22 protein-coding genes are annotated in these 21807 nt (G+C 72.7%); 12 read left to right on the forward strand and 10 right to left on the reverse strand.

What is annotated here, in order from left to right:
* Positions 1 to 55 precede the first annotated feature (55 nt).
* Complete coding sequence (locus tag ACFVTC_RS15555; protein ID WP_390127114.1) at positions 56 to 700, forward strand: dihydrofolate reductase family protein; 645 nt, start codon at positions 56 to 58, stop codon at positions 698 to 700.
* Positions 701 to 915: 215 nt separating this feature from the next.
* Here ACFVTC_RS15555 and ACFVTC_RS15560 read toward each other — a convergent pair whose 3' ends face one another.
* Positions 916 to 1785, reverse strand: a complete 870-nt coding sequence (locus ACFVTC_RS15560) for an LLM class F420-dependent oxidoreductase (RefSeq protein ID WP_390127116.1) — start codon at positions 1783 to 1785, stop codon at positions 916 to 918.
* A gap of 289 nt (positions 1786 to 2074) precedes the next feature.
* On the opposite strand from ACFVTC_RS15560, the gene ACFVTC_RS15565 reads away from it, so the two are divergent.
* Positions 2075 to 2452 (forward strand): hypothetical protein, encoded by a 378-nt coding sequence (locus ACFVTC_RS15565; protein ID WP_390127118.1) that lies wholly within the window; start codon positions 2075 to 2077, stop codon positions 2450 to 2452.
* 336 nt (positions 2453 to 2788) lie between these two features.
* On the opposite strand, the gene ACFVTC_RS15570 is transcribed toward ACFVTC_RS15565, so the two are convergent.
* Positions 2789 to 4096 (reverse strand): PQQ-binding-like beta-propeller repeat protein, encoded by a 1308-nt coding sequence (locus tag ACFVTC_RS15570; RefSeq protein WP_390127121.1) that lies wholly within the window; start codon positions 4094 to 4096, stop codon positions 2789 to 2791.
* A 354-nt stretch (positions 4097 to 4450) separates the two neighbouring features.
* On the opposite strand from ACFVTC_RS15570, the gene ACFVTC_RS15575 reads away from it, so the two are divergent.
* Both ACFVTC_RS15575 and ACFVTC_RS15580 read left to right on the forward strand, forming a co-directional pair.
* Positions 4451 to 5659, forward strand: coding sequence for a cytochrome P450 (locus ACFVTC_RS15575; protein ID WP_390127123.1), 1209 nt, complete (start codon positions 4451 to 4453; stop codon positions 5657 to 5659).
* A 47-nt stretch (positions 5660 to 5706) separates the two neighbouring features.
* Positions 5707 to 6477 carry a crotonase/enoyl-CoA hydratase family protein gene (locus ACFVTC_RS15580; protein ID WP_390127124.1) on the forward strand — a complete coding sequence of 257 codons (771 nt, stop codon included), beginning with the start codon at positions 5707 to 5709 and terminating at the stop codon, positions 6475 to 6477.
* Between the two features lie 124 nt (positions 6478 to 6601).
* On the opposite strand, the gene ACFVTC_RS15585 is transcribed toward ACFVTC_RS15580, so the two are convergent.
* The 3 genes from ACFVTC_RS15585 to ACFVTC_RS15595 all read right to left on the reverse strand — a co-directional run bounded on the left by ACFVTC_RS15585 (position 6602) and on the right by ACFVTC_RS15595 (position 9245).
* Positions 6602 to 7168, reverse strand: coding sequence for a hypothetical protein (locus ACFVTC_RS15585; RefSeq protein ID WP_390127126.1), 567 nt, complete (start codon positions 7166 to 7168; stop codon positions 6602 to 6604).
* Positions 7169 to 7526: 358 nt separating this feature from the next.
* Entirely contained in the window at positions 7527 to 8312 is a 786-nt protein-coding gene (locus ACFVTC_RS15590; protein ID WP_390127128.1) for an SDR family NAD(P)-dependent oxidoreductase, read from the reverse strand.
* Between the two features lie 237 nt (positions 8313 to 8549).
* The gene (locus tag ACFVTC_RS15595; RefSeq protein WP_390127131.1) at positions 8550 to 9245 is read right to left on the reverse strand and encodes a type 1 glutamine amidotransferase domain-containing protein; all 696 of its coding nucleotides are present in this window, start codon (positions 9243 to 9245) and stop codon (positions 8550 to 8552) included.
* Positions 9246 to 9371: 126 nt separating this feature from the next.
* Here ACFVTC_RS15595 and ACFVTC_RS15600 point away from each other — a divergent pair, with 126 nt between their 5' ends.
* On the forward strand, positions 9372 to 10394 hold the full coding sequence (locus tag ACFVTC_RS15600) for a LysR family transcriptional regulator (protein ID WP_390127133.1): 1023 nt from the start codon (positions 9372 to 9374) through the stop codon (positions 10392 to 10394).
* Positions 10395 to 10734: 340 nt separating this feature from the next.
* On the opposite strand, the gene ACFVTC_RS15605 is transcribed toward ACFVTC_RS15600, so the two are convergent.
* Positions 10735 to 10980, reverse strand: coding sequence for a DUF5133 domain-containing protein (locus ACFVTC_RS15605; protein WP_390127135.1), 246 nt, complete (start codon positions 10978 to 10980; stop codon positions 10735 to 10737).
* Positions 10981 to 11310: 330 nt separating this feature from the next.
* On the opposite strand from ACFVTC_RS15605, the gene ACFVTC_RS15610 reads away from it, so the two are divergent.
* Positions 11311 to 11481, forward strand: a complete 171-nt coding sequence (locus ACFVTC_RS15610) for a hydrophobic protein (RefSeq protein WP_381931184.1) — start codon at positions 11311 to 11313, stop codon at positions 11479 to 11481.
* A gap of 221 nt (positions 11482 to 11702) precedes the next feature.
* Here ACFVTC_RS15610 and ACFVTC_RS15615 read toward each other — a convergent pair whose 3' ends face one another.
* Positions 11703 to 12638 (reverse strand): LysR family transcriptional regulator, encoded by a 936-nt coding sequence (locus tag ACFVTC_RS15615; protein ID WP_390127137.1) that lies wholly within the window; start codon positions 12636 to 12638, stop codon positions 11703 to 11705.
* A 134-nt stretch (positions 12639 to 12772) separates the two neighbouring features.
* Between ACFVTC_RS15615 and ACFVTC_RS15620 the strand changes: the two genes are divergently transcribed.
* The 4 genes from ACFVTC_RS15620 to ACFVTC_RS15635 all read left to right on the forward strand — a co-directional run bounded on the left by ACFVTC_RS15620 (position 12773) and on the right by ACFVTC_RS15635 (position 17019).
* Complete coding sequence (locus ACFVTC_RS15620; protein ID WP_390127139.1) at positions 12773 to 14065, forward strand: MFS transporter; 1293 nt, start codon at positions 12773 to 12775, stop codon at positions 14063 to 14065.
* A gap of 240 nt (positions 14066 to 14305) precedes the next feature.
* Positions 14306 to 14902: an RNA 2',3'-cyclic phosphodiesterase gene (gene thpR, locus ACFVTC_RS15625; protein WP_390127141.1), complete on the forward strand. Its 597-nt coding sequence runs from the start codon at positions 14306 to 14308 to the stop codon at positions 14900 to 14902.
* Positions 14903 to 15360: 458 nt separating this feature from the next.
* The gene (locus tag ACFVTC_RS15630; RefSeq protein ID WP_390127143.1) at positions 15361 to 16776 is read left to right on the forward strand and encodes a DEAD/DEAH box helicase; all 1416 of its coding nucleotides are present in this window, start codon (positions 15361 to 15363) and stop codon (positions 16774 to 16776) included.
* Positions 16777 to 16806: 30 nt separating this feature from the next.
* The gene (locus ACFVTC_RS15635; RefSeq protein WP_390127144.1) at positions 16807 to 17019 is read left to right on the forward strand and encodes a hypothetical protein; all 213 of its coding nucleotides are present in this window, start codon (positions 16807 to 16809) and stop codon (positions 17017 to 17019) included.
* 33 nt (positions 17020 to 17052) lie between these two features.
* Here ACFVTC_RS15635 and ACFVTC_RS15640 read toward each other — a convergent pair whose 3' ends face one another.
* The gene (locus ACFVTC_RS15640) at positions 17053 to 17529 is read right to left on the reverse strand and encodes an RrF2 family transcriptional regulator (RefSeq protein ID WP_390127412.1); all 477 of its coding nucleotides are present in this window, start codon (positions 17527 to 17529) and stop codon (positions 17053 to 17055) included.
* Positions 17530 to 17687: 158 nt separating this feature from the next.
* Between ACFVTC_RS15640 and ACFVTC_RS15645 the strand changes: the two genes are divergently transcribed.
* Complete coding sequence (locus tag ACFVTC_RS15645) at positions 17688 to 18419, forward strand: SDR family oxidoreductase (protein ID WP_390127146.1); 732 nt, start codon at positions 17688 to 17690, stop codon at positions 18417 to 18419.
* A 106-nt stretch (positions 18420 to 18525) separates the two neighbouring features.
* The gene (locus ACFVTC_RS15650; RefSeq protein ID WP_390127148.1) at positions 18526 to 19266 is read left to right on the forward strand and encodes a class I SAM-dependent DNA methyltransferase; all 741 of its coding nucleotides are present in this window, start codon (positions 18526 to 18528) and stop codon (positions 19264 to 19266) included.
* 113 nt (positions 19267 to 19379) lie between these two features.
* Here the strand turns inward: ACFVTC_RS15650 and ACFVTC_RS15655 are convergent, their stop codons facing one another.
* Positions 19380 to 20057, reverse strand: coding sequence for a LysR substrate-binding domain-containing protein (locus tag ACFVTC_RS15655; protein ID WP_390127150.1), 678 nt, complete (start codon positions 20055 to 20057; stop codon positions 19380 to 19382).
* 1044 nt (positions 20058 to 21101) lie between these two features.
* A complete protein-coding gene (locus ACFVTC_RS15660; RefSeq protein ID WP_390127152.1) occupies positions 21102 to 21590 on the reverse strand; it encodes a GNAT family N-acetyltransferase in 489 nt (162 codons plus the stop codon).
* Positions 21591 to 21807 lie beyond the last annotated feature (217 nt).

Below are 21807 nucleotides of genomic sequence, written 5' to 3' on the forward strand. Positions count from 1 at the left end.
ATGGTGTGTGGCGCCTCGCCACACGGTGACGCGACAGGATCGGACGAGGAAGCACGTGGATCAACTGCTGAAAGTCATGAACTTCAACGTCTCGAGTGACGGAATCGGTGCCGGTGAGCACCAGAGTCTCGAGAGTCCGTTCGGCCATGACCATCCCGAGAGGCTGTTCGCCTGGGCCGGCGCCACGGCGAGCTGGCCCATGCGTACGGATCCCGGGGGGAGCCGGGGTCTCGACGACTATTTCACGCGGGACTTCGCACACGACATCGGTGCCGAGATCATGGGCCGCAACAAGTTCGGGCCCCAGCGCGGGCCCTGGCAGGACCACGAGTGGCGTGGCTGGTGGGGGGAGGAACCCCCGTTCCGCACGCCGGTGTTCGTCATGACCCACTACGCGCGTCCGTCCTTCACGCTCTCCGACACCACGTTCCACTTCGTCGACGGCGACCCGGCCACGGTTCTCGAAGCGGCGCGTGAAGCGGCACAGGGCAAGGACGTCCGGCTCGGCGGCGGGGTCACCGCCATCCGGCAGTTCCTTGCCGCCGACCTCGTCGACACCATGCATGTGGCGGTCTCGCCGGTGAAGCTCGGGTCCGGACTCCGGCTCTGGGAGTCCCCCGACGAGCTGCTCGACCGGTTCCACCTGGAGGTCGTGCCCAGTCCGAGCGGCGTGACGCACCACCTGTTCTGGCGAAGGTGACCCGAGGGTCCGCTCGAGGTCAGGCTGCGACGGCGCGGGCCGTGCGGGAGCGGCAGCCACGCACGGCCTGACGTCGGCCTCGCCCTCCGGGGGGATCGCGTCAAGGCCCTGCCGGGACACCCTGGCCGCGCTGGCCGCGCTGCGCTCGGGTCGCCCGCTCGCCGCGCCCGAGGCCGGTCGGCCGACCGGGGGCACCGGCGAGGCGTCGCCAGGGACTATTCCTCGGGACGAATCCAGGTTCGGGCGAGTTCCGCCACCCAGGTGGCCGCCGCGCCGGGATCGGGCGGGGGTGCGCCGACGACGACGAGTTCGGTGACGCCCGCCGCACCGAGTGCGGGAAGGTGCTCCGGGATGCCGTCGCTCAGCGCGACGGCGACCGTGAGCTCGTCAAGGGCACGACCGTGGCGGGCGCACTCGTCGGCGAGAACGGTGACGCGCGCCGGGACGTCGGCCGCCGGGATGTTGAAGCCGTACCAGCCATCGGCGAGCGTGACCGCGCGGCGCAGGGCGGCGTCGCTGTTGCCGCCGGCCACGACCGGGAGCCGGCCGCCGCGCAGCGGCTTCGGGTTGACCCGGATCCCGTCGAAGCGGGTGAACTCCCCTGTGAAGGAGGCGGGGTCCTCGGACCAGAGGGTACGCATCGCGGCGAGGTACTCTCCGGTGCGCCGCCCGCGCCTGGCGAAGGGGACGCCGAGCGCCGCGAATTCCTCGGCCGACCAGCCGACTCCGACCCCGAGGGTGAACCGCCCGCCGGAGAGGACGTCGAGCGTGGCAGCCTGTTTGGCGACCAGGACCGGATTGTGCTCAGGCAGCAGGAGGACGCCGGTGGCGAGCTCGATCCGGCTGGTGACCGCCGCCGCGAAGGTCAGGGCGAGCAGCGGGTCCAGCCAGTCCGCGTCCGCGGGCACGGCGATCCGGCCGTCCGCGGCATAGGGGTAGCGGGAGGCGGGTGTGTCCACGAGCACCACGTGTTCGCCGCACCAGAGTCTGGCGAAGCCGTGCGTCTCCGCGGCTGCGGCCACCGAACGGATCACCTCGGGACGGGCACCGTCACCGATACCGAGCGCGTGCAACCCCACTCGCATTCTCCACCTCCGGTTCCCCGCCTCCGGCCGTCACCTTAAGCGTGAAGCGCACGGGGTCCGGGCCCATACGGTGCGCGGCTGTTCGTGGCGAGCGGCACGGGGGCGTACACGCGGTTGTTCGTGGCGAGCGGCACGGGGGCATACACGCGGTTGTTCGTGGCGAGCGGCACGGGGGCATACACGCGGCTGCCCGCGGCCGCGCCCAAAATCTCCCGCGACATCCGTGGTCAGGGCCTCTCGTTGGGGAAACTCAACACGTGAACGACGTCCAGTCCAGCGGGGAGTATCTGTGACCCGACCTGAAATCGCCCGCACCCTCGGCGCCACCGTCCTCGCATCCGTCGGGAGCGCCACCGCCTTCCATCACCTGTGGTGGCAGACCGGCGTGTTCTGGGCTCTCGCGCTCTTCCTGGCCCAGGGCACGGTCCGGGAACGCCGCGCACGCCACGACCGGCGGCGCCGGGCCCGCGTCGCGGCGGAACGTACCGAGCTGGCCGCCCGCGGCCCCGCACCGCTCCCGGTCCCCTGCTGTCCGATCTGGAAGTCCTCCCAAGGCGCCGTGCACGGCGCCGACTGCACCCGGCCCCCGCCCGCACGCACCACACTCCACGACGCGGAGCAGCGCATCCTCGACCAGCTCGACGACGACACCCGGGACACCGCGTGACCGGCCCGTCGCCCACGCCCGAAGGCGAACACACCCCCGTCGCGCCGAGCCCGGCGCAGGATCCGGCGGCCGCGCCGCCGGTACCGCCGGCGATCGGGATGCCCCGACGGGGGATTTTCCCCCGCGCGGCTCAGCCTCAGTCTGCCCACGCGTACGCCGGTGCCGTGGAGACGAACGACGTCCTCGTCTGCGCCGCGCAGGCGCCGCACAGGCGTGCCGGCTCGTCGAGGCAGACCGTGGACCTGCCCGGCCCGCCCGGCCGGGTCGAGGCAGACCGTGGGCCTGCCCGGCCCGCCCGGCCGGGGCGCGGGGTCACCGCCTGTACTACTACCTGCCCTAACCCGTGGTGCGGTAGGCAAGGGCCGTGTCGCTGCCGCTGTCCGGGGCGATGCCCACGTAGCCGTTCACGGCGACCGGGGCGATCCCCGGTGATGTCTGGATGTCGCGTCCGGTCCGGGAGTCGAGGACGACAGGACCGGCTCCCTCGGTGCCGGTGACCTTCCCGTAGACCGCGCCGTTGAACACCGCGGTGACCGATGGAGCCACCCGGTCGGTGGCCTTGTCGGGGAGTTGCCAGACGAGGTCCGCGCTGGTGGCGTCGAGGGCGAACGCGTACGCGGGGAAACCACCGCCCGTACAGACGATCACGGCTTTGCCGTCGTAGGCGCAGCCCATGTCGGCGAAGGAGCCGTCGATCGTGCTCCTCACCTCGCCGGTGCGTGCGTCGAGAAGCTGCACGAACCTGTCGCCGATCCCCCACCCCCCGGTGAACTGGACGAGGCGGGGACCGGCCTCTCGGGCGGACGCGGCCCCGGAGGACTTGCGGCTGGTCCACAGCGGCCTGCCGGTGCTGATGTCGAAGGCCGTCAAGTGCCTCTTCGTATAAGGGTCGGCGACGTTCGGCCCGACGACCGCGCCACCGGTGACGGCCCAGGGGGCGAGTTCCTTCTGCCAGAGGGTCTTGCGGGTGGAGAGGTTCACGGCATAAGTCATCTCGTTGTCGTCGTTGGAGGCTCTGACGACCGCGATGCCGTTCTCGACGCCGGCGACTTCGGCGCTCAGGGTCAGATACCTGTCGCGGGACCAGGTGGGGAGCACGATCTCGGTCCGCCATGCCGGACGTGAGGTCGCGGCCTCGACGCCGATGATCTCCAGGCCGTAGTCGGCCGGCGTGGTACCGGATCCCGGGATCTTGACCACGAAGAGCGTGATGACTTCCGCGTCGGCTCCCGTTCCGCTGACGGCCGGTGGCCGAGGCGCCCTGCGCAGCACGTCGGTGACCTTGAACGCCGCTTCCCGTTCGGGGGTGACACGGGCGAGGACGGCGCCGGTGCCGGTGTCGACGGCCTGGAGGCTCTCCGGGGACCACACATAGGCCGTGGTCCCGTGCAGGGTGACCTGCTTGCCTCCCTCGGCCTCGTCGGGCAGGGGGACCGCACTGGCCAGGTCGAACAGGTGGGGCGAGGGATAACTCGTCCTGGGCGTGGCCGAGGACGGGCTCTTGCCGGCGGAGGAGCCGCCGGGACGGCTGGCGCGCGGCCGTTCGGAGCTCTCGTCCCCGTCATCGCCGCAGCCGGCCACCAGCAGCAGAGCCCCCAGCGCGCAGACCCCGGCAGCCGCCTTGATGGTGCGTCCGAACCACATCGGAACCCCCTGACGGTACGCCTGCGGAAACGGCGCCGTACCGGCCGTGTTCAGCGTAGCGCCGGACGTCCGGGCATGGACAGATCAAGCACCTGTAGCGGATCCGGGATCCGTTGCGAGCAACGGGAGTTGTCGCGGAACGGACGCGGTGGGGATAGGGCCCAGGGGTGGAGGTCAGCGGTGGCGGTCAGGGGTGGGGCAGTGGTGGACGGTCGGACGGATGTGACTTGCCGCTCCGGCCCGCCGGAGCCGGTCCTGTCTTTCCCGTCATGCCGGAACAATGAGTTCCGCATCCTCCGGGCGTCACCGGTCGTTGGTGCGGTGTCCGTGTCGGTTTTCGAGTCCGGAGCTACCGTGCCCGCTCCCGTTGTGCCGTCCCCGCCCCCCGGTCTGCTGGCCGTACGGGTGCGGGACCCCTACCCCTACTTCGCGTGGTTGCGCCGGCATGCGCCCGCCCACGCGGACCGCAGACCCGGGCGTCCCGCCGTGTGGCAGATCTCCCGCTACGACGATGTCCGGGCGCTGCTGAACGACGGGCGGCTGAGCAAGGAGCCCGGCCGGGTGCCCGGCTATGTCGCGGGGCCGGCCGGTCTGAACCAGCACCTGGTCCACGCCGATCCCCCGGACCACACCCGTCTGCGGACCCTGGTGAACGCCGCGTTCGTACCCCGGCGTATCGCGCAGCTGGAACCCTTCATCGCGGACACCGCGAACCGGCTGCTGGACCGGATCGAGCAGCACACGCACGTGGACGTGATCGCTGATTTCGCGGCGCCTCTGACCTTCCGGATGATCTGCGCGATCCTCGGTGTCCCCGACGAACTCGACAACGCGGCGACCCGGGACACCCTGATGGCCACCATCGCCCCCGCCCCGGGCCTGGACCCTGCCCGGATGGAAGCCGGTCTGCACGCCCTGCTGGACAGCCTGATCGCCGACAAGCGCGCGGGCTCCGAGCGCAGCGGAGTGGACCTGCTGAACGCTCTCGTACGGGCCAGTGACGACAGCGGGGCGATGAGCGAGGAGGAACTGCGCTCCACCGCCTACCTCCTGCTGCTGGTGGGCCACGACACCACCATGAACCTCATCGGCAACGGCATGCTCGCCCTGCTCCGCCACCCCGGCGAGGCCGCCCGGCTCACCGGACCGGAGGCAGGAGCCGGCCTGGTCGCCTCGGCCGTCGAGGAACTGCTGCGCTACGACTCCCCGGTGCGGGACGCCACATTCCGGTGCGCCGCGGAGCCGATCGGTCTCCACGGCCGGCTGATCGGCGAGGGGGACATCGTCAGTCTTCTGATCGGCTCCGCCAACCGCGACGAGACCCGCTTCACGGACGCGGACCTGCTCGACGTGAGCCGAACGCCCAACGACCACCTCGCCTTCGGGTACGGGCCGCACTTCTGCATCGGCGCCGCCCTGGCCCGCCTCGAAGGCGCCGTCGCCTTTCCCCTGCTGCTCGAACGCCTGGGTCCCGTGACGCTGGCCAAACCGGCCGACGAGTTGCCCTGGCGGCCGGCCCGGGTGATGCGCGGACTGGCCGCGCTGCCCGTCGTACGGAACTGACGCTCCCGCCCACTCCACCGTGACACCCCCATCCAGGAGCACACCCGATGGACACCCAAGACCCCGTGGTCGTGACCGAACCATGCCCCGGCGTCCTGCTCATCGCCCTCAACAGGCCCCGGGTCCGCAACGCCATCGACCAGTCACTGGCCAAGGCCATGGACGCGGCCCTCACCCGGCTGGAAACCGACCCGTTGCTGACCGTCGGCATCCTGACCGGAACAGGGGGCCACTTCTGCTCAGGCATGGACCTGAAAGCCTTCCCCGGCCAAGGCGTCCCGGTCATCGCCGACCGCGGGCTCGCGGGGCTGACCCGCGCGCACCTCCGTAAGCCCCTCATCGCCGCCGTCGAGGGCGCGGCCGTCGCCGGGGGCTTCGAGCTCGCCCTCGCCTGCGACCTCATCACCGCCGCCGACACCGCGTTCTTCGCCCTGCCCGAAGTCGCCCGCGGGCTCGTCGCCGCCGAGGGGGGAGCCATCCGTCTCCCCGGTCGCCTCCCCTACCACGTGGCTATGGAGATGCTCCTGACCGCGGCTCCCCTGCCCGCTGCGGACGCCGCCCGCTACGGACTCGTCAACCGGCTCACCCGCGAAGGCGAAGCCCTCCACGCGGCTCTCGCCCTGGCCGAACGCGTCCAGACCCACTCCCAGGACGCCGTCCTCACCACGAAACAGATCGTCCGCCATACCCGCGGCCTCGACGACCACACCGCCTACACCGTCCAAGACCCCCTCAGCACACCCGTCTTCACCACCACCGCCGCCACCGAAGGCGCCCACGCGTTCACCCAGAAGCGCCCACCCGCCTGGCACCGCTAGGAGGTCGTCCGGATCATCCGGCGGTCGACAGGACTTCGCTGGTCCGCGGCTGTGTCCGCCGCCCCGTTACGGGTCATCGCCGTGGTCGTCGCCCGGCCGGACGCGGCTGAGGTGACCGTCTGCCTCACCAGGTGTGGGCGACATCGACCACCAGGCGGTTGGGGAGCTGGGACACCTTGAACGGCAGCCGGGCCCGTACACCGAGGCCCACTTGCGTGACCCCTTCGAAGCTGGCCCCGAACTTCGCCTCGCGGAAGGTGCGGTAGCCGGTCAGGTCGACGCCCGGAAGCGCCTGGCCGCCCCGGCCCGGGTAGGTCGCCGCGTGAGTCTGCGGATCGTAGGCGGGGGCGGACACCCTGATCTCGATGATCGCCCCGCCGGAGATCGGAATGCGGATGCCGGACGGGTCCTGATAGAACGCGTCGACGTAGCGCACGGTGTACCCGATCGGTCCGGTGCCCGCCGTGGGTACGTCGAAGACCATGCGGTCGTAGCAGTCGTGCCCGCCGGTCCTGATGTCGGTCAGCGATCCGGCGTCGGTGTCCGGCGCGGTCTTCGGAAGGCTGCCCCAGCCGGCCGGGCACGCGACAGCCGCCGTGGCCGCCCCCGCCGTCGCGGGCGCGGCCACTCCCACGCCCACACCGGCCATCGTCAGGGCGGCCAGCACCGCTCCGTATCGTCTTGTGCGCATCGTTCCCCCTTGCGCCGTGGTTCTCGGTTTCCTGCCATGTACGACATGCCGGTCACGGAATTGGTTGTGCGGGCCGCCCCGAAAGTGGTGGCCCGTCAACTCACCGGCCTCTCCGGCGCGGACGGGTACCGGGGACCGGCCCGCACCTGGTACGCACGAGGTGGCACTGTCGCGGCGGCCCCGACGGGCGACCGGTCGGCGTGCGGTGCCTTCCGGCCCCGGCCGCGGCCCTCGGCACGCCCGCGTCCGGCGCGGGGGCGACCCGGCAGGAGTGCGGACGCGGCGCTCTCCACACGTGTGCGTGAAGGGGGGCGGCGGTCCGAGTGGCCACCTGGCGGACCGGGTTCGGTGGGGGGATTCAGAGCAGCGCGTCGGTAAGTGCGGCAAGGCGCTCGCGGTAGTCCGGGTCGTAGGCCTCGGCCGCTGCCCGCGCCTCCTTCTCACCGTCGTAGTACCGCCCGGTGACACCGGCCAGTTCGGGAGCGTCGACCAGGCGCCGGGTGGCTGCCACTCCCTGCTCCAGGGAGTCGACGACGTCCATGCCGGACGCGCGGGACATGGCCGTCGGCATGTAGGACGCGGGGTGGAGGCTGTTGACGGTGACGCCGCCGGCGGACAACTTCTCGGCGAGGTCCAGGCCGTGGCTGATGAGGGCCAGCTTGGAGCGGCAGTAGGCGTCGACGTCGGTGTAGGCGCGGGTGAACTGCGGGTCGTCGAAGTCGATCGGCTGCTGCCCGACCGAGGCCACGTTGACGACCCGGGAGGGCTTCGCCCGGCGCAGGAGCGGGAGCAGTTCCCGGGTCAGGAGGACGGGCGCCAGGTAGTTCACGGCCAGGCGCAGTTCGTGTCCGTCCGGGGAGGTCAGCCGGCTGGTGCCCGTGGCGTGGAAGCCGACTCCGGCGTTGTTGACGAGCACGTCGAGCCGGTCGTGCGTGGCGGCGACGTCGGCGGCGAGCCGCCGGACCTCGGTGAGCGAGGACAGGTCGGCCCGGTAGGTCTCGGCGCCCGTGGCCGCGGCGACCTCGGACAGACGGCCCTGGTCACGGCCGTGCAGCAGCAGGGTGTGCCGGCCGTCGGCGGCCAGGTCCTCGGCGAGGGCGCGGCCGAGTCCGTCGGAGGCTCCGGTGATGAGGATCGTTGCCATGTCGTACACCTTTCGGGCCGGGCGGCGCCGTGGGGGGGCCGCCCGGCAGCGGTTTCGGGAAGGGACGAGGGTCCGGGGGCCCGGCTCACAACCGGCGGACCGGTTTCGCCCCGGTACTGCCCGCGGTGCCCGGTGGCCGGCAGACGGCGGAGTCACGGTGGGATCCGGTCACCCCGGAGCGGGCGAACGCCGCGACCGGAGCAAACGCTCCACCGGCCACGGGCCCGGACGTGCCGGTCAGCCGAGGGTCTTCAGCAGTGCGGCGGCAAGCGGCGCGGAGGAGGCGGGGTTCTGCCCGGTGTGCAGGGTGCGGTCGACGACGACGTGCGGCGCCCACGGTTCGCCCGCCGAGTAGATGCCGCCGAGGGCGATCAGCCGCTCCTCCAGCAGCCACGGCAGCCGGTCGGCCAGCCCGGTCTGCCGCTCTTCCGCCGCGCTGAAGCCGGTGAGCCGGTAGCCGGCGAACGGCGAGAGGCCGTCCGCGTCCTCCGTGGCGAGGAGCGCGGCCACTCCGTGGCACACCACGCCCAGTGGCGTACCGGCCGTATGAACGGCGCGCAGCAGCCGGGCGGAGTCGGTGTCCTGGGCCAGGTCCTGCAGGGGCCCGTGGCCTCCGACGTAGAAGACGGCGGCGTAGCGGCCGGGGTCGACGTCCCCCAGGGTCAGCGGAGTGCGGAGTTCGGCGGCGGCTTCCACGGCGGCCGCGATCGCGGCGGCGCCGGCCGGGCCTCCGTTGACCTCGGGGGCGAGGCTGACGGGGTCGACCGTGGGGACGACGCCGCCCGGGGTGGCGACGGCCACCCGGTGGCCGGCCTCGGTGAAGGCCCGGTACGGGGCGGTGAACTCCTCGGCCCAGAAGCCCGTGGGGTGCTTGGTGCCGTCGGTCAGCGTCAGGTGGTCGGTGCCGGTCAGCACGAGAAGGATCTCTGACATGTCGGTGTACTCCCTGATCGGCCCCTGGTGTTCCGGGGGCGCGGGGTCGTGTCCGCCGGCGTACCGCGGCGGAACGTTGACGACCCTAAATCTCCTTTTCATCAGGAAACCAATAGGATGCCTCGCATGAGTCATCAGGAATCCGATGAGAAACCCGATGGGAGGGCCGCTCGGTCCCGTACCGCCCGGCGCCCGGCCGAAGCCCGTCCGAAGGAGGCGCGGAAGGCCCGCTCGATCGCTCCGGCTGCCGACGGGCCCCTGGACATCGGATTGCTGCGGACCTTCCTCGCGGTCCACCGCGCCCGCTCGCTGACCACCGCCGCCCGGATACTGGGAATCTCCCAGCCCACCGCGACCGCGCAAGTGCGCGCTCTGGAGCAGCAGCTCGGCCGGCAGCTCTTCGAGCGGCTTCCCCGCGGAGTGGCCCCGACCACGGTCGCCGACGAACTGGCCGGGCAGATCGCCGGGCCCCTGGATGCTCTGGCCGAGGTCGCCGACCGCGGCCGCACGGGGCTGGAGGCACCATCGGAGCCGGTACATCTGGGCGGCCCCGCCGAGATGGTGTCGGCCCTGGCGCTGCCCGCGCTGGCGCCCCTCGCGGACCGCGGCGTACTGCTGCGCGTCACCCTCGGACTCGCGGAGGACCTGCTCGACGGCCTGCACACCGGGCGGTTCGACCTGGTCCTGTCCGCGGTGCGGCCGCGCGGCCGCTCGCTGGCCTCGGTCCCGCTGATGGACGAGGAATTCGTCCTGGTCACGTCCGCGGTGTGGGCCCGGCGGATCGGACCGGTCGCCTGCGACGACCCGGGCCCCCTCCACAACGTCCCCCTGGTGGCGTATGCCGAGGACCTGCCGATCCTTCGCCGATACTGGCGCCATGTCTTCCGGACGCGCCTGACCGCTCGGCCCGCCTTCGTCGTGCCGGACCTGCGCGGAGTGCTGGCCGCCGTGACCGCGGGAGCGGGGATCACGGTGCTGCCCCGCTACCTGTGCGAGACCGAGCTGGCATCCGGCGCACTGGTGCCCCTGCTCACACCGGACGACCCGCCCATCAACACCGGATTCCTGGTGGAGCGGACCGGCGCACCCTCCCGCGCGCCGGTCACCGCCGTCCGCGAACAACTCCTCACGGCAGCCCGCTCCTGGTGACGGATGCGGACCCCGCGGGCTACCCCTGTCGGGCACGGACGCACCTCGGGCTCCGGGTGCGGCGCAGGCGCTCGTCGGCCTGTCGGTACCCGGCGTCCGGATACGGCGTCGGTCCCGCTGAGGGGAAGACGTGACACGTACGACGCCACCGCGCAGGTGGATGTGGCCGCGGAGTTCCCGGACCCGGTGGGCTTGGCCAGGAGGGCCACGCGCGTGAACCGACGCTGGTCGGCGCCGCGCCCCGCACACACGAGAGCGAACGGATGCCCTCCGCTGAGGAACAGGGACATCGTCGCGGGGTGGCGCGCCGGACCGCTTGGCGTGCCGGCGGGTCCCACTGCTACGCGGCCAGCGTCTCGTTCGCTCGCTTGGTGCCCTCGCGGTCAGCGCCGTACCGCTCCAGCAGGGCGTCCGCGGCGAGCAGAGCCTGCTCGGCCGTCCGGGCCCCGGTCATCACGCACAGCGTGTACGTCACGTCGTCCAGTGCACGGCTGGTACGGCCGGTGGGGCGGACATCGTGTTCGATACGCGTCTGCGCGAACCGGGCCAGTACCGCGCGCAGTTCCCTCTCCGCCGGAAGGATCATGATGTTGTTCCTCTCCCCAGAACACAGCTCGCGTGACAGATGGCCGGCATCGCGAGAAACAGGTCGCATGTGTGGCATCCGGCGCCGCGCTCGTCACTGAGCCGGCGTCAGGCAGGTCTTCGTGTGCCCCGGGTCGAGCGGCCCATGCCACCGTGCGCGGGCACCGTCCCCCGGCCGGCTCGGCCCGCGCGATCGCCTCCGCCTCCCGCCCAGGCTCTCCGGCGGTGCCGCACGGCCCCTTCGCGTCCCCGACCCGTCCGGGAAACACCTGGGATCCGCGGGAGTGGAGATCGTTCCGCAGGGCACACGGGGCGGCGGAGGTTGATAACCATGGTTCCCGTTCTTCTTGTTCTCCTGCTCGCGCTGCTCCTCTTCGGTGCCGGTTTCGCACTCAAGGCCCTGTGGTGGATCGCTGTCATCGTGCTGATCGTGTGGGTCCTCGGATTTGTGATCCGTCCTACGGCGAGCGGCGGTAAGCGCGGCCGCTGGTACCGCTGGTAAGCGGTCCTGACAAGGTACTGGGCTCAGGTCCTGAGCCGGCCTTGAGCAGGGCATTCACACGGGTGGGCCCCGACGCCTCGGTGTCGGGGCCCACCCGTGTGTCGCACCTCCGGGTCACCGTGGTGACGAAAGCGGTCCTCCCCCGGCGTGAACGTGTGGGCTCCGGTGACCAGGCACCCGGATTCCTGAGGAAACGTCACCGGCCGCACGGACGGCGGTGTTCAGCGCGGGAGCACCCAGTCCGGCACCCAGGTCCCGGCGGCGTCGTGGCCGGCCGTCGTGGCGGCGAGGTGGGCGCGGAGCGTGGCCAGCGCCGGGTGGGGGTTGTCGCGGTGCCAGAGGAGCGAGTGCGGGTAGACGGGCGTCGGGTCGGTCACCGGGATGCGGCGCAGACCGTGGCCGGCGGGCCAGACGAGGCGGGTCTGCCCGCCCATGAAGGTGGCCAGGGCCGGGGTGTCGGCGATGGTGTCGAGAAGCGCGTCGGAGCCGAAGTTGGGGCCGGTCGCCTCGATGGTGAGGCCGAACTCGGCGACGAGGTCGTCGTAGTAGGCGGCCCACTCGGTACCGGGGACGATGCCGGGCATCCAGATCCGGTGCCCGGCGAGCTGGGCGAGGGGCACCGACCGGGCGCCCGCCAGCGCGTGGGCGGGGCCGGTGAGGAGCTCGAGCGGCTCGTCGAGCACCCGGACGGACCCGATGTCCGTGGGAAGGGGCCGGCCAGGCACGGCGACGGCGCGGAAGGACGCGTCGATCGCACCGGAGCGGACGGCGGCGACGGCCGTCTCGATGTCGAACAGCATCACCACGTCGAGGTCGATCTCGGGGTGTGCGCGGTGGAAGCCGCGCAGCAGGCCCGCCGCCGCGCCGCGTGAGGCGATCACGTCGACGCGCAGCGGACGGCGGCCGGTGCGCACGGACGCGACCGCGCGTTCGGCGACGCGCAGCAGCTCGCGCGCGTGGGGCAGGAACGCCTGCCCGTCGATGGTGAGTCGGGCGCCGCGCGCGGTACGGGTGAACAGCCGCACGCCGAGGGTGCGCTCCAGCGCGGCGATGCGCTTGGAGACGGCCTGCTGGGTGACCGCGAGCTCGGCGGCGGCCTCCTGGAACTGCCCCGCGTCGGCGGCGGCGACGAAGGTCCGGACGGTGTCGAGGTCCATGTCGGCACCCTACGGGCACAACCGTTGGTTGTGGCCGGGCGGTCCCGCGGTTGTTTGACCCCTGGGTGTGGCGCTCGCTTTGATGCTTCCGGTCGCGGATCGGTTGTGCGGGTGAGGGGCGGGGGACGGCGGGCATGGGTAGCGGGGACCGGCTGGGACGTCTGCGCGGGCACGGGCCGGGACGTCTGCGCGGGCATCGGCTGGGGCGGCGGTTCGGGTGGTTCTGGGGAGCGTACGGGACCAGCGCGCTCGGCACGTGGCTCGCCTTCGGCGCGTTCCCGCTGATCGCCATCCGGGTGCTGCACGCCGGACCGGCCGAGGTCGCCGCACTCGCCTCCGTGGGGGCCGCGGTGGGCGCGGCCGTGGCGGTGCCGCTCGGTCCGTGGGTGGAGTTCCGCCGCAAGCGGACGGTGCTGATCGCCACGGACCTGGTGCGGTTCGCGGCGCTGCTGACGATTCCCGCCGCGTTCGCGCTCGGCGCGCTCACCTTCGTCCAGCTCCTGCTGGTCTCGGTCGTCGTCGCGGCGGCCGACATCACCTTCCGCGCCGCCTCCGGCGCGTACCTGAAGACGCTGCTGGCGGCCGAGGACCTGCTCGTCGCCAACGCCCGGTTCGAGTCCACGGCCTGGACGACCACGATCATCGGACCGCCGCTGGGCGGCGCCGCGATCGGGCTCCTCGGTCCGGTGGCGACGGTGGTGGCCGACGCGGTCAGCTACCTGCTCTCGGCCCTGGGCATCCGCGCGGCGGGCGGGCACGAGCCGCCGCCCGGACGCCGGGAGACGGCACGCGTGCGGGCCGGGGACCTGTTCGACGGCTGGCGGTTCATCCTCGCCGACGCGACGCTGCGTCCGCTCTTCTTCAACACCGCCCTGTTCAACGGCCTGGTGATGGCCGCCCAGCCGCTGCTGGCCGTCCTGATGCTCGGCCGGCTCGGGTTCGCACCGTGGCAGTACGGCCTCGCCTTCGCCGCGCCCTCGATCGGCGGCCTGCTCGGCTCGCGGCTGGCCCGACCGCTCGTCACCCGGTTCGGGCAGCACCAGGTCCTGGTCGGGGCCGGGGCGCTGCGCGCGCTCTGGCCCGTCGGCCTGGCCTTCCTCGGGCCGGGCACCGGCGGGCTGCTGCTGGTGACGGGCGTCGAACTCGGGCTCATCTTCTGCTGCGGGGTCTTCAACCCCGTCCAGGCCACCTACCGCCTCGAGCGCACCGCGACCGACCGGGTCGCCCGCACGCTGTCCGCGTGGGCGGTGACGACCAAGGCCTCGACCGCGCTCCTGACGGCCGTCTGGGGCGTGCTGGGCAGCCTGTTCGGCCCGCGTGCGGCCATCGGACTGGCCGGCGTGCTCCTGCTGGCGACCCCGCTGCTGCTCCCCCGCCGCGCGCCGGCGCGTCTCTCCGATCCGGAGCCGTCACCGAGCCGCACCTGACGGGGCGCGCGGCCTTCACGGCGACCGGGCCGCGCCGCACTTCCGGGAGCGGACCGGTGCCGGTTCCGTCGAGGGCCGCGGCATGTCTGCATGTCTGCCTGCCTGGCTGGCTGGCGCCTGGCGCCTGGCGCCTGGCGCCTGCCAGGAGAGGGCCGCGCTTCGGCACGGCGGTGGTGCGGGTGCGGGTGCGCAGTACCCGGGCCGTCGCCCCCGCCACCCGGGTGCGGTAGGAAGTCGGGTGTGAACGACCAGACTCGACCCGCGACCGTTCGCGTGTTCATCGCCCTCGCCCCGCCCGACCACGCGAAGGAAGAACTGGCCCGGGAGCTGCGCCCCGCCTACGGCACCCACCCTCACATGCGGTGGAACCGCATCGAGGACTGGCACATCACCCTGGCGTTCCTCGGGGAGCTGCCGGCCGGGACGGTTCCGCTCCTGCGACCGGCTCTCGCCGACCTCGCAGCCGACCACCAGCCCCTCCGTCTGGCACTCCGCGGCAGTGGAACCTTCGACGACCGGGTGCTGTGGAGCGGAATCGACGGAGACCTCGACGAGCTGCACATGCTCGCCGCCGATGTGCGCACCACCGTCAAGAACTGCGGGGTCGCCTTCGAGGACCGGCCCCTGCGCCCCCATCTGACACTGGCCCGCGCCCGCCGCGGAGACCGGTCCTCGGCGGAAGAGATCGCCGAAGGGTTCGCGGGATTCACCGGCCGCGGCTGGCCTGCCGAACGTCTGCACCTGGTCGGCAGCAACGCCGGCCGCAGCCGCGGACCGATCCACTACCGCGACATCGACGCATGGGCCCTCGGCGACGAAAGCACCACGGGCTCCTGAACGAACCGGCAGTGCCCGAGAAAACGGGATCACCCCGGGTGCCTCGCGGAACGGCAGCCCCTCGAAGCGGGCGGTCTCCCGCGCCCTGAGAGCGTCGTCGCGGACCACCCGAGCCCACCCGAACACCTCCCCCGGCGAAACACGCTGACCGATCGTCGGGTACGGGCGGAAGCTGTACCGAAGCCGCATGCCGAGGTCGTCAGACACGTGGTTGACGGCTGGCCCGCAGAACATCCCCACTGGCAGGCACTGCCCGGCCTCGGTCCGTGCCTTCGAGGCCCACGGTCGCGGACGCGGAACGGCTCCGGATCGCGCAGTGTCCGCACGGCCCGATCGGGGCCGGCCGGCGGCCGGGGCCCCGCTGGTAAAATGGGAGCACGCTTCGATGTCGCCGGGGCCCGTACCGAAGGGGTACGGGCCCCGGCGCGTTTCGGGCGTCGCATCGAGGAAGGTTCCCCATGAACGCGAAGCCGCCCGTCTCCGGACTCCCCCGTGCCGGCGAGCACCAGTCGGCGACGGCGCCACAGGGCGAGCCCGCGACGCCGCAGACGGTCTCCGCCGGTCTGCCGCCGGCCGCGTCCTTCGACGCCCTCGGGCTGCCCCCGGAGCTGGTGGGGACGATGAGCGGCCTCGGGGTGACGGAGCCCTTCCCGATCCAGGCGGCGACCCTGCCCAACGCGCTGACCGGCCGCGACGTCCTGGGCCGAGCGCGCACCGGTTCCGGCAAGACGCTGGCTTTCGGGCTCGCGCTGCTCGTGCGGACGGCGGGTCTGCGCGCGGAGTCGAAGCGGCCGCTCGCACTGGTCCTGGTGCCGACCCGGGAGCTCGCGCAGCAGGTGAGCGACGCGCTGGAACCGTACGCGCGGACGTTGAACGTGCGGCTGGCGACGGTGGTCGGCGGTCTGTCGATCAACCGGCAGTCGGCGCTGCTGCGCACCGGTGCCGAGGTGGTCGTCGCGACGCCGGGACGGCTGGCCGACCTGGTGTCGCGGCGGGACTGTCATCTGGGCCAGGTGCGGATCACGGTGCTGGACGAGGCGGACCAGATGTGCGACCTGGGGTTCCTGCCGCAGGTCTCGGAGATCCTGGACCAGGTCCGCGGCGACGGTCAGCGGCTCCTGTTCTCCGCCACGCTCGACCGCAACGTCGACCAGCTGGTGCGCGGCTACCTGCACGACCCCGTCGTCGTCTCGGTCGACCAGGTGGCCGGCTCGGTCGCCACGATGGAACATCACGTGCTGAACGTGCACGGTGCCGACAAGTACGCGACGGCGACCGAGATCGCGGCGCGGGACGGCCGGGTGCTGATGTTCCTGGACACCAAGGCGGCCGTGGACCAGTTCACCCGGCATCTGCGGGCCAGCGGGGTACGGGCCGCCGCCCTGCACAGCGGGAAGTCGCAGCCGCAGCGGACGCACACGCTCGCCCAGTTCAAGGCCGGTGAGGTCACCGTGCTGGTGGCCACCAACGTCGCCGCGCGCGGCATCCACATCGACGCGCTCGACCTGGTCGTCAACGTCGATCCGCCGGCCGACGCCAAGGACTACCTGCACCGGGGCGGGCGTACGGCGCGCGCCGGGGAGTCCGGGAAGGTGGTCACCCTGGTCACCCATGGCGAGCGGCGCGAGGTCAACCGGGTGATGTCCGACGCCGGTATCCGGCCGACGGTCACGCAGGTGCGCTCCGGCGAGGAGGCGCTGACGGCCATCACCGGGGCGAAGCGGCCGCCGGCCGGGGCGAAGGGCGGCGGCCACGTCCCCTTCGGTGGCCTCGGCACCCGTCCGGGCCGTCCGGCCAAGGAGTCCCGCAAAGCCGCCGAGGCCCGCAAGGTCGCGGAGGCCCGCGCGGCGGCCCGGACACGCAAGGGGCGCTGAACACCGGGCCCTGCCGGGCAGGTGACGGATGTGGCACGTGCACGTGCCACATCCGTACGGGACATCGAAGGGCTCACCAATCAGCAGGCCACCCAGGACATCCAGGCACTCACCAGAGCGGGCCTTTCGACGCCGATCGGCAACACCAAGGCCCACTACTACGTAGCGGGCCCCGACTTCCCCCGCGGCGTGCTGGACACCGCCGACCGCCGCCACATCATCAGCGACCCCTACCAGCAATAGGACAGGGCCGGCCAGAGGGCGGGCGCCGTACGCCTATGCCTCGGCCGTGGTCAGCCAGGTGCTGATGCCCTTCAGCGCGCCGGGGCCGGAGTCGGAGCTGACGTTGCGGGCCAGGTCGGCCACGGAGACGGATCGCAGGGCGTCGCGCCAGGCGGTCTCGGCGCCGGCCATGGCGCGGCTGATGGCGCAGGGGGCGGGGCAGGACTCCGGCGGGGCGGCCAGCGGGCCGCGTTGGCGGATCTCGGTGCAGACGAAGGCCGGGCCGGGTCCGTCGACCGCCTCGACGACGTCGAGCACCGTGATCTGTGCGGGGGAACGGGTGAGGACGTAGCCGCCCGCCTTGCCCTGGACCGACCGGACGAGGTCGGCGCGGGAGAGTGCCTGGAGCTGTTTGGCCAGGTAGCTGGGCGAGACGTCGTGCAGTTGCGCCAGCCGTGCGGCCGGTACCGGTTCCTCCACCGAGGTCAGCACGACACAGCAGTGCAGCGCCCACTCGACCCCACCAGACATCTTCACCGCTTCACTCTAATCCACCCCTCCTTGACTCGGACATCAAATATCCGAGTAATATCCCGGACATCAGATGTCCGAGTAAGAGGCATGGAGTGCGCGCACGCCTCTTTGGCTATATAGCGGACATAAGCCATCAAAGAAGGGCAGGGCGTGTCATGAAGATCGCGGTCATCGGCGGAACCGGGCTCATCGGATCGCAGGTCGTACGGGACCTGAACGCGGCCGGGCACGAGGCGGTCCCGCACTCGCTGTCCACCGGGGTCGACATCCTCACCGGCAAGGGCCTGGACGCGGCGCTGGAGGGTGCCGACGTGGTCGTCAACCTGACCAACTCCCCGACCTTCGACGACGCCTCCCCCGCGTTCTTCCGGACCTCGATGGACAACCTCCTGGCCGCGGCCGAGCGCGCGGGCACCGGGCACTTCGTCATCCTGTCCATCGTCGGCGTCGACCAGGTCCCCGAGCTCGACTACTACCGCGCCAAGACCCTCCAGGAAGACCTCCTCAAGGGCGGCCCCGTCCCCTACTCCATCGTCCGCGCCACCCAGTTCATGGAGTTCATGGACGCCACCCTGTCCTGGACCGCCGACGACGACACCGTCCGCCTGCCCAGCACCCCCCTCCAGCCCGTCGCCGCGGCCGACGTCGCGGCCACCGTCGCCGAAGTGGCCGTCGGATCCCCTCTCGACGGCACCCTCGACCTCGGCGGACCCGACACCTACCCGCTGGACGAGATCGGCCGCATCACCCTCGCCGCCAAGGGCGACAAGCGCTCGGTGACCGTCGACGACACCGCCGGCATGTTCGCCGTCCCCCAGGGCGACGTCCTCACCACCAAGGAAGGCGCCCGCATCGCCCCCACCCGCTACACCGACTGGCTGAAGTAGACCCCGAGAGGGCTGCCGGTGCCGGCTCGCGCGGAACCTTCCGAAGACACCCGTCCGCGGGGAAAACGGCGCGCGCCGGCCGGCCCGCGGGCGGTACGGTCCCGAAATGCTCGATGAGGACGGCTACTTCGGAGAATCCATCGCGGCCGGCTACGACGACTCGGCGGCGGACATGTTCCGGCCGGGCGCGGTCGACCCGGCGGTCGACATGCTGGCCGAGCTCGCGGGCGGCGGCCGGGCACTCGAGTTCGGCGTCGGCACCGGCCGGATCGCGCTGCCGCTGGCCCGCCGCGGGGTCCCGGTGCACGGGATCGACATGTCCCGGGCCATGGTGGCCCGGCTGCGCGCGAAGCCGGGCGGCGACGCCGTCGGGGTGACGATCGGCGACTTCGCGACAGCGACGGCGCCGGGTACGTTCGCGGTGGCGTACCTCGTCTTCAACACGATCAACAACCTGACGACGCAGGACGCCCAGGTGGCCTGCTTCCGCAACGCGGCCGCCCATCTGGACCCCGGCGGCCGCTTCGTCGTCGAGGTGGGAGTGCCGGACCTGCGCCGGCTGCCGCCGGGACAGAACGCCGTGCCGTTCCACATCAGTTCGACACGATGGGCGTTCGACACCTTCGACGTCGCCACCCAGGCGATGAGTTCGCACTACGTCACGATCGTCGACGGGCGCGCGGAGCACTGGTCCCTCCCCTTCCGGTACGTGTGGCCGGCCGAGCTGGACCTGATGGCGCAACTCGCCGGGCTGCGGCTGCGCGACCGGTGGGAGGGATGGACACGGGCCCCGTTCACCGGCGAGAGCACCCGGCATGTCTCGATCTGGGAGAAACCGGCCGGCTGACCCCGGCCGGGCACCGCCAGGGGACGGCGGAGAGCGGCGGGGGCGGCGCGGGCGGGACGCGGATCATGACGGGGCCTCACCTCGCGCTGCCCGCCGGCCGTGCGGGACCGGTCTCAGGTCGCCTGCGGCAGCCACGTCGCGCCGGTCTGGGCGGCGCGGATGAAGGCGCGTACATGGGCGGGCAGGACGGCGCCGTTGAGCCAGGCCAGGGCGATCGGCGCGCTGGGCAGGTCGCTCACCGGGACGGCCCTGATCCGCGGTGACAGGCCCGCCTCGACCGAGCGGAAGGAGAAGTGGAGTGCCTGCGTGGTGGTCAGGGTGTGGGTCAGCGCCTCCTGGGTGGTGAGGGTGTGGACGCGGCGGATCGGCGTTCCGGCGGGGGTGCGCGGGGGGACGATCAGGTCCCACACGGACTCCGGGAACCCCTGCGGCCGGTCGAAGGCGTCGTAGGAGGCGGCCTCCTCGACCGACACCGTGTCGCGGGAGGCGAGCGGGTGGTCCGTGCCGACGAGCACGGCGCGGGCGTCGAAGCCGACCGGCGGGCCCACCGCGATGTCGTTCTCGTGCGGGCTGTACTTCACCAGCATGACGTCGACGCGGCGGGTGCGCAGCTGGGTGAACGACTCACGGACGCTGGACGGGACCAGGACGAAGTCCTCGATGCGCGCGCCGGTCCGGGCGATGACGCCCTTGGCGAGGTCCGGTGTCACGTGGATGCCGAAGCGGATCGCGGGGGCGTCGGTGGTACCGAGGCCGCGGGTGGTCGGCTCGGGGTCGGTCAGGTGGACCATGTCAGAGCTCCTCGGTGAGGGCGGCGTGGATGTGGAGGGTCGGGGGCGCACCGGAGGTGCGGGTGGGCGTCGCAGGGGCTGTGGGGGGTGCTGTGGGGCGCCGTACGTCGGTCTCGGTGCGTACGTACGGCGGTGAGCGTGCGTCCGTGGCCCGCCGGGCGGCGTACCGGACGCGGCGTCAGCCGGTCGCCGGGGCCGGTCAGTGCGTCCACGACGGCTCCGGCCGGGCAGGGGGCCGGCGGGGTGGGCACCCCGGGCGACGGTGACCCACGCGGTGGGCGTGGCGCGGGGCGCGGCCGGTGTCCGTCGGCTGCGGCGAGGGCGCGGCGCTCCCGCCCATGTGCGGCGGCGCTCTCGGCGCGGATCGGTGAGAGGACGCCCGCCCGTCCCGGTGCGGCGGCGGCCCCTCTGCACGGGACACCGGGTGGGGGTGCCGTGCGGTGGGCGTCCGTGCGCGGGCAGGCTGTGGCCGGTGTCCGCGGGGCCGGGTGGGCGGGGTGCCGGAGTACGGCCCGGTGGGCTCGCGTGGCGCGGGTGCGGTGCGGGTGCGGTGCGGGTGTGGCGCGGGTGCGGTGCGGCGGTGGAGTGCCGCGCGGGGATGTGCGGTCGCCGGCGGCTGTCACCCACCGGCCGGTGGCCCGCGGGCACTGGGGCGTGTTGCGAAGGCCCCGCCCGGTGTCCGTGGTCCGGGCGCACGCGGGCCGTCCGGTTCCCGGTGTCGGTACATCCGGGAATCCGGTGGCCGCCCGGTGTCGGAGGGCGGGAGGCAGCGCGTGCGCGGGAGGACATCCCGGTGGCCAGGGCCGCTGACGCCGGGTCAGAGACCCGGTGCCCGGACGGGTTCGGCCTTGTCCCTGTCGCGCGGTCCGCCCGGCCGGCCGGTGCGCCTCGCGGCGGCGCCGCTGACGCTCAGTGGTGTGCTCATGCCGTCAGCCTCACGGGTCGGGCGCACCGCGCGACAGCCGGGAGGGGCACATCTAATAATTCACTTACGGATCGCTTCCCGTTCGGACGGCGCGCGGCGCGGTGGCGGTGCGGGGTGGGTCAGGCCTGGCGGCCGAGGTCGGCCAGCGGCTCGCCGGAGAGGCGGAAGACGGTCAGTTCCTTGCCCTGGACCGAGGGGATCTCCGCGCCGAGCGACCGGTAGAAGGCGGCGGTCGGCTCGTTGGTGACCCTGCCCCACCACTGCATGTGGCGGTAGCCGCGCGTGGCGCACAGGCCGGCGAGGGTGCTCAGCAGGGCCGTGTCGAAGCCGCGTCCGACCGCGTCCTCGCGGACGTAGATGTCGTCGATGTGGATGGCGGTGCCGCGCCAGGTGCTGTAGACGAGGGCCCACAGGGTGTAGCCGACGATCTCGTCGGTCTTGTCGTCGACGGCGAAGTGGGCCCAGGCCACCGGGTGGGGGCCGAACAGGGCGCGGCGCAGTTCGTCCTCGTCGGTGCTGATCTGCTGGGTCGCCTCCTCGTTCTCGGCCATCCCGTGCACCATCGTGTGGAGCAGCGTGACGTCCTCGGCGGTGACTGGACGAATCATGTGTGCCATCCCCTGATCCTGGTGATCCGATGAACCGGCCGCGTGGGTGCGGCGAGCGGGCGGTGCGGCGTCGGGGTGCCGCGGCGGCCGGGCCCCCGGGGGCTCAGGTTCGCACGCGTGCGCAGATGCCACGGATCGGCCGCGGGGGAACTGGTGGAATTCCCAGACCTTGCCGCGCGTGCTTCCCGGGGAAGGGTTCCGGAGGTAAATACGGGGG

The organism is Streptomyces sp. NPDC057950, assembly GCF_042887295.1.
Lineage (GTDB): Bacteria > Actinomycetota > Actinomycetes > Streptomycetales > Streptomycetaceae > Streptomyces > Streptomyces kaempferi.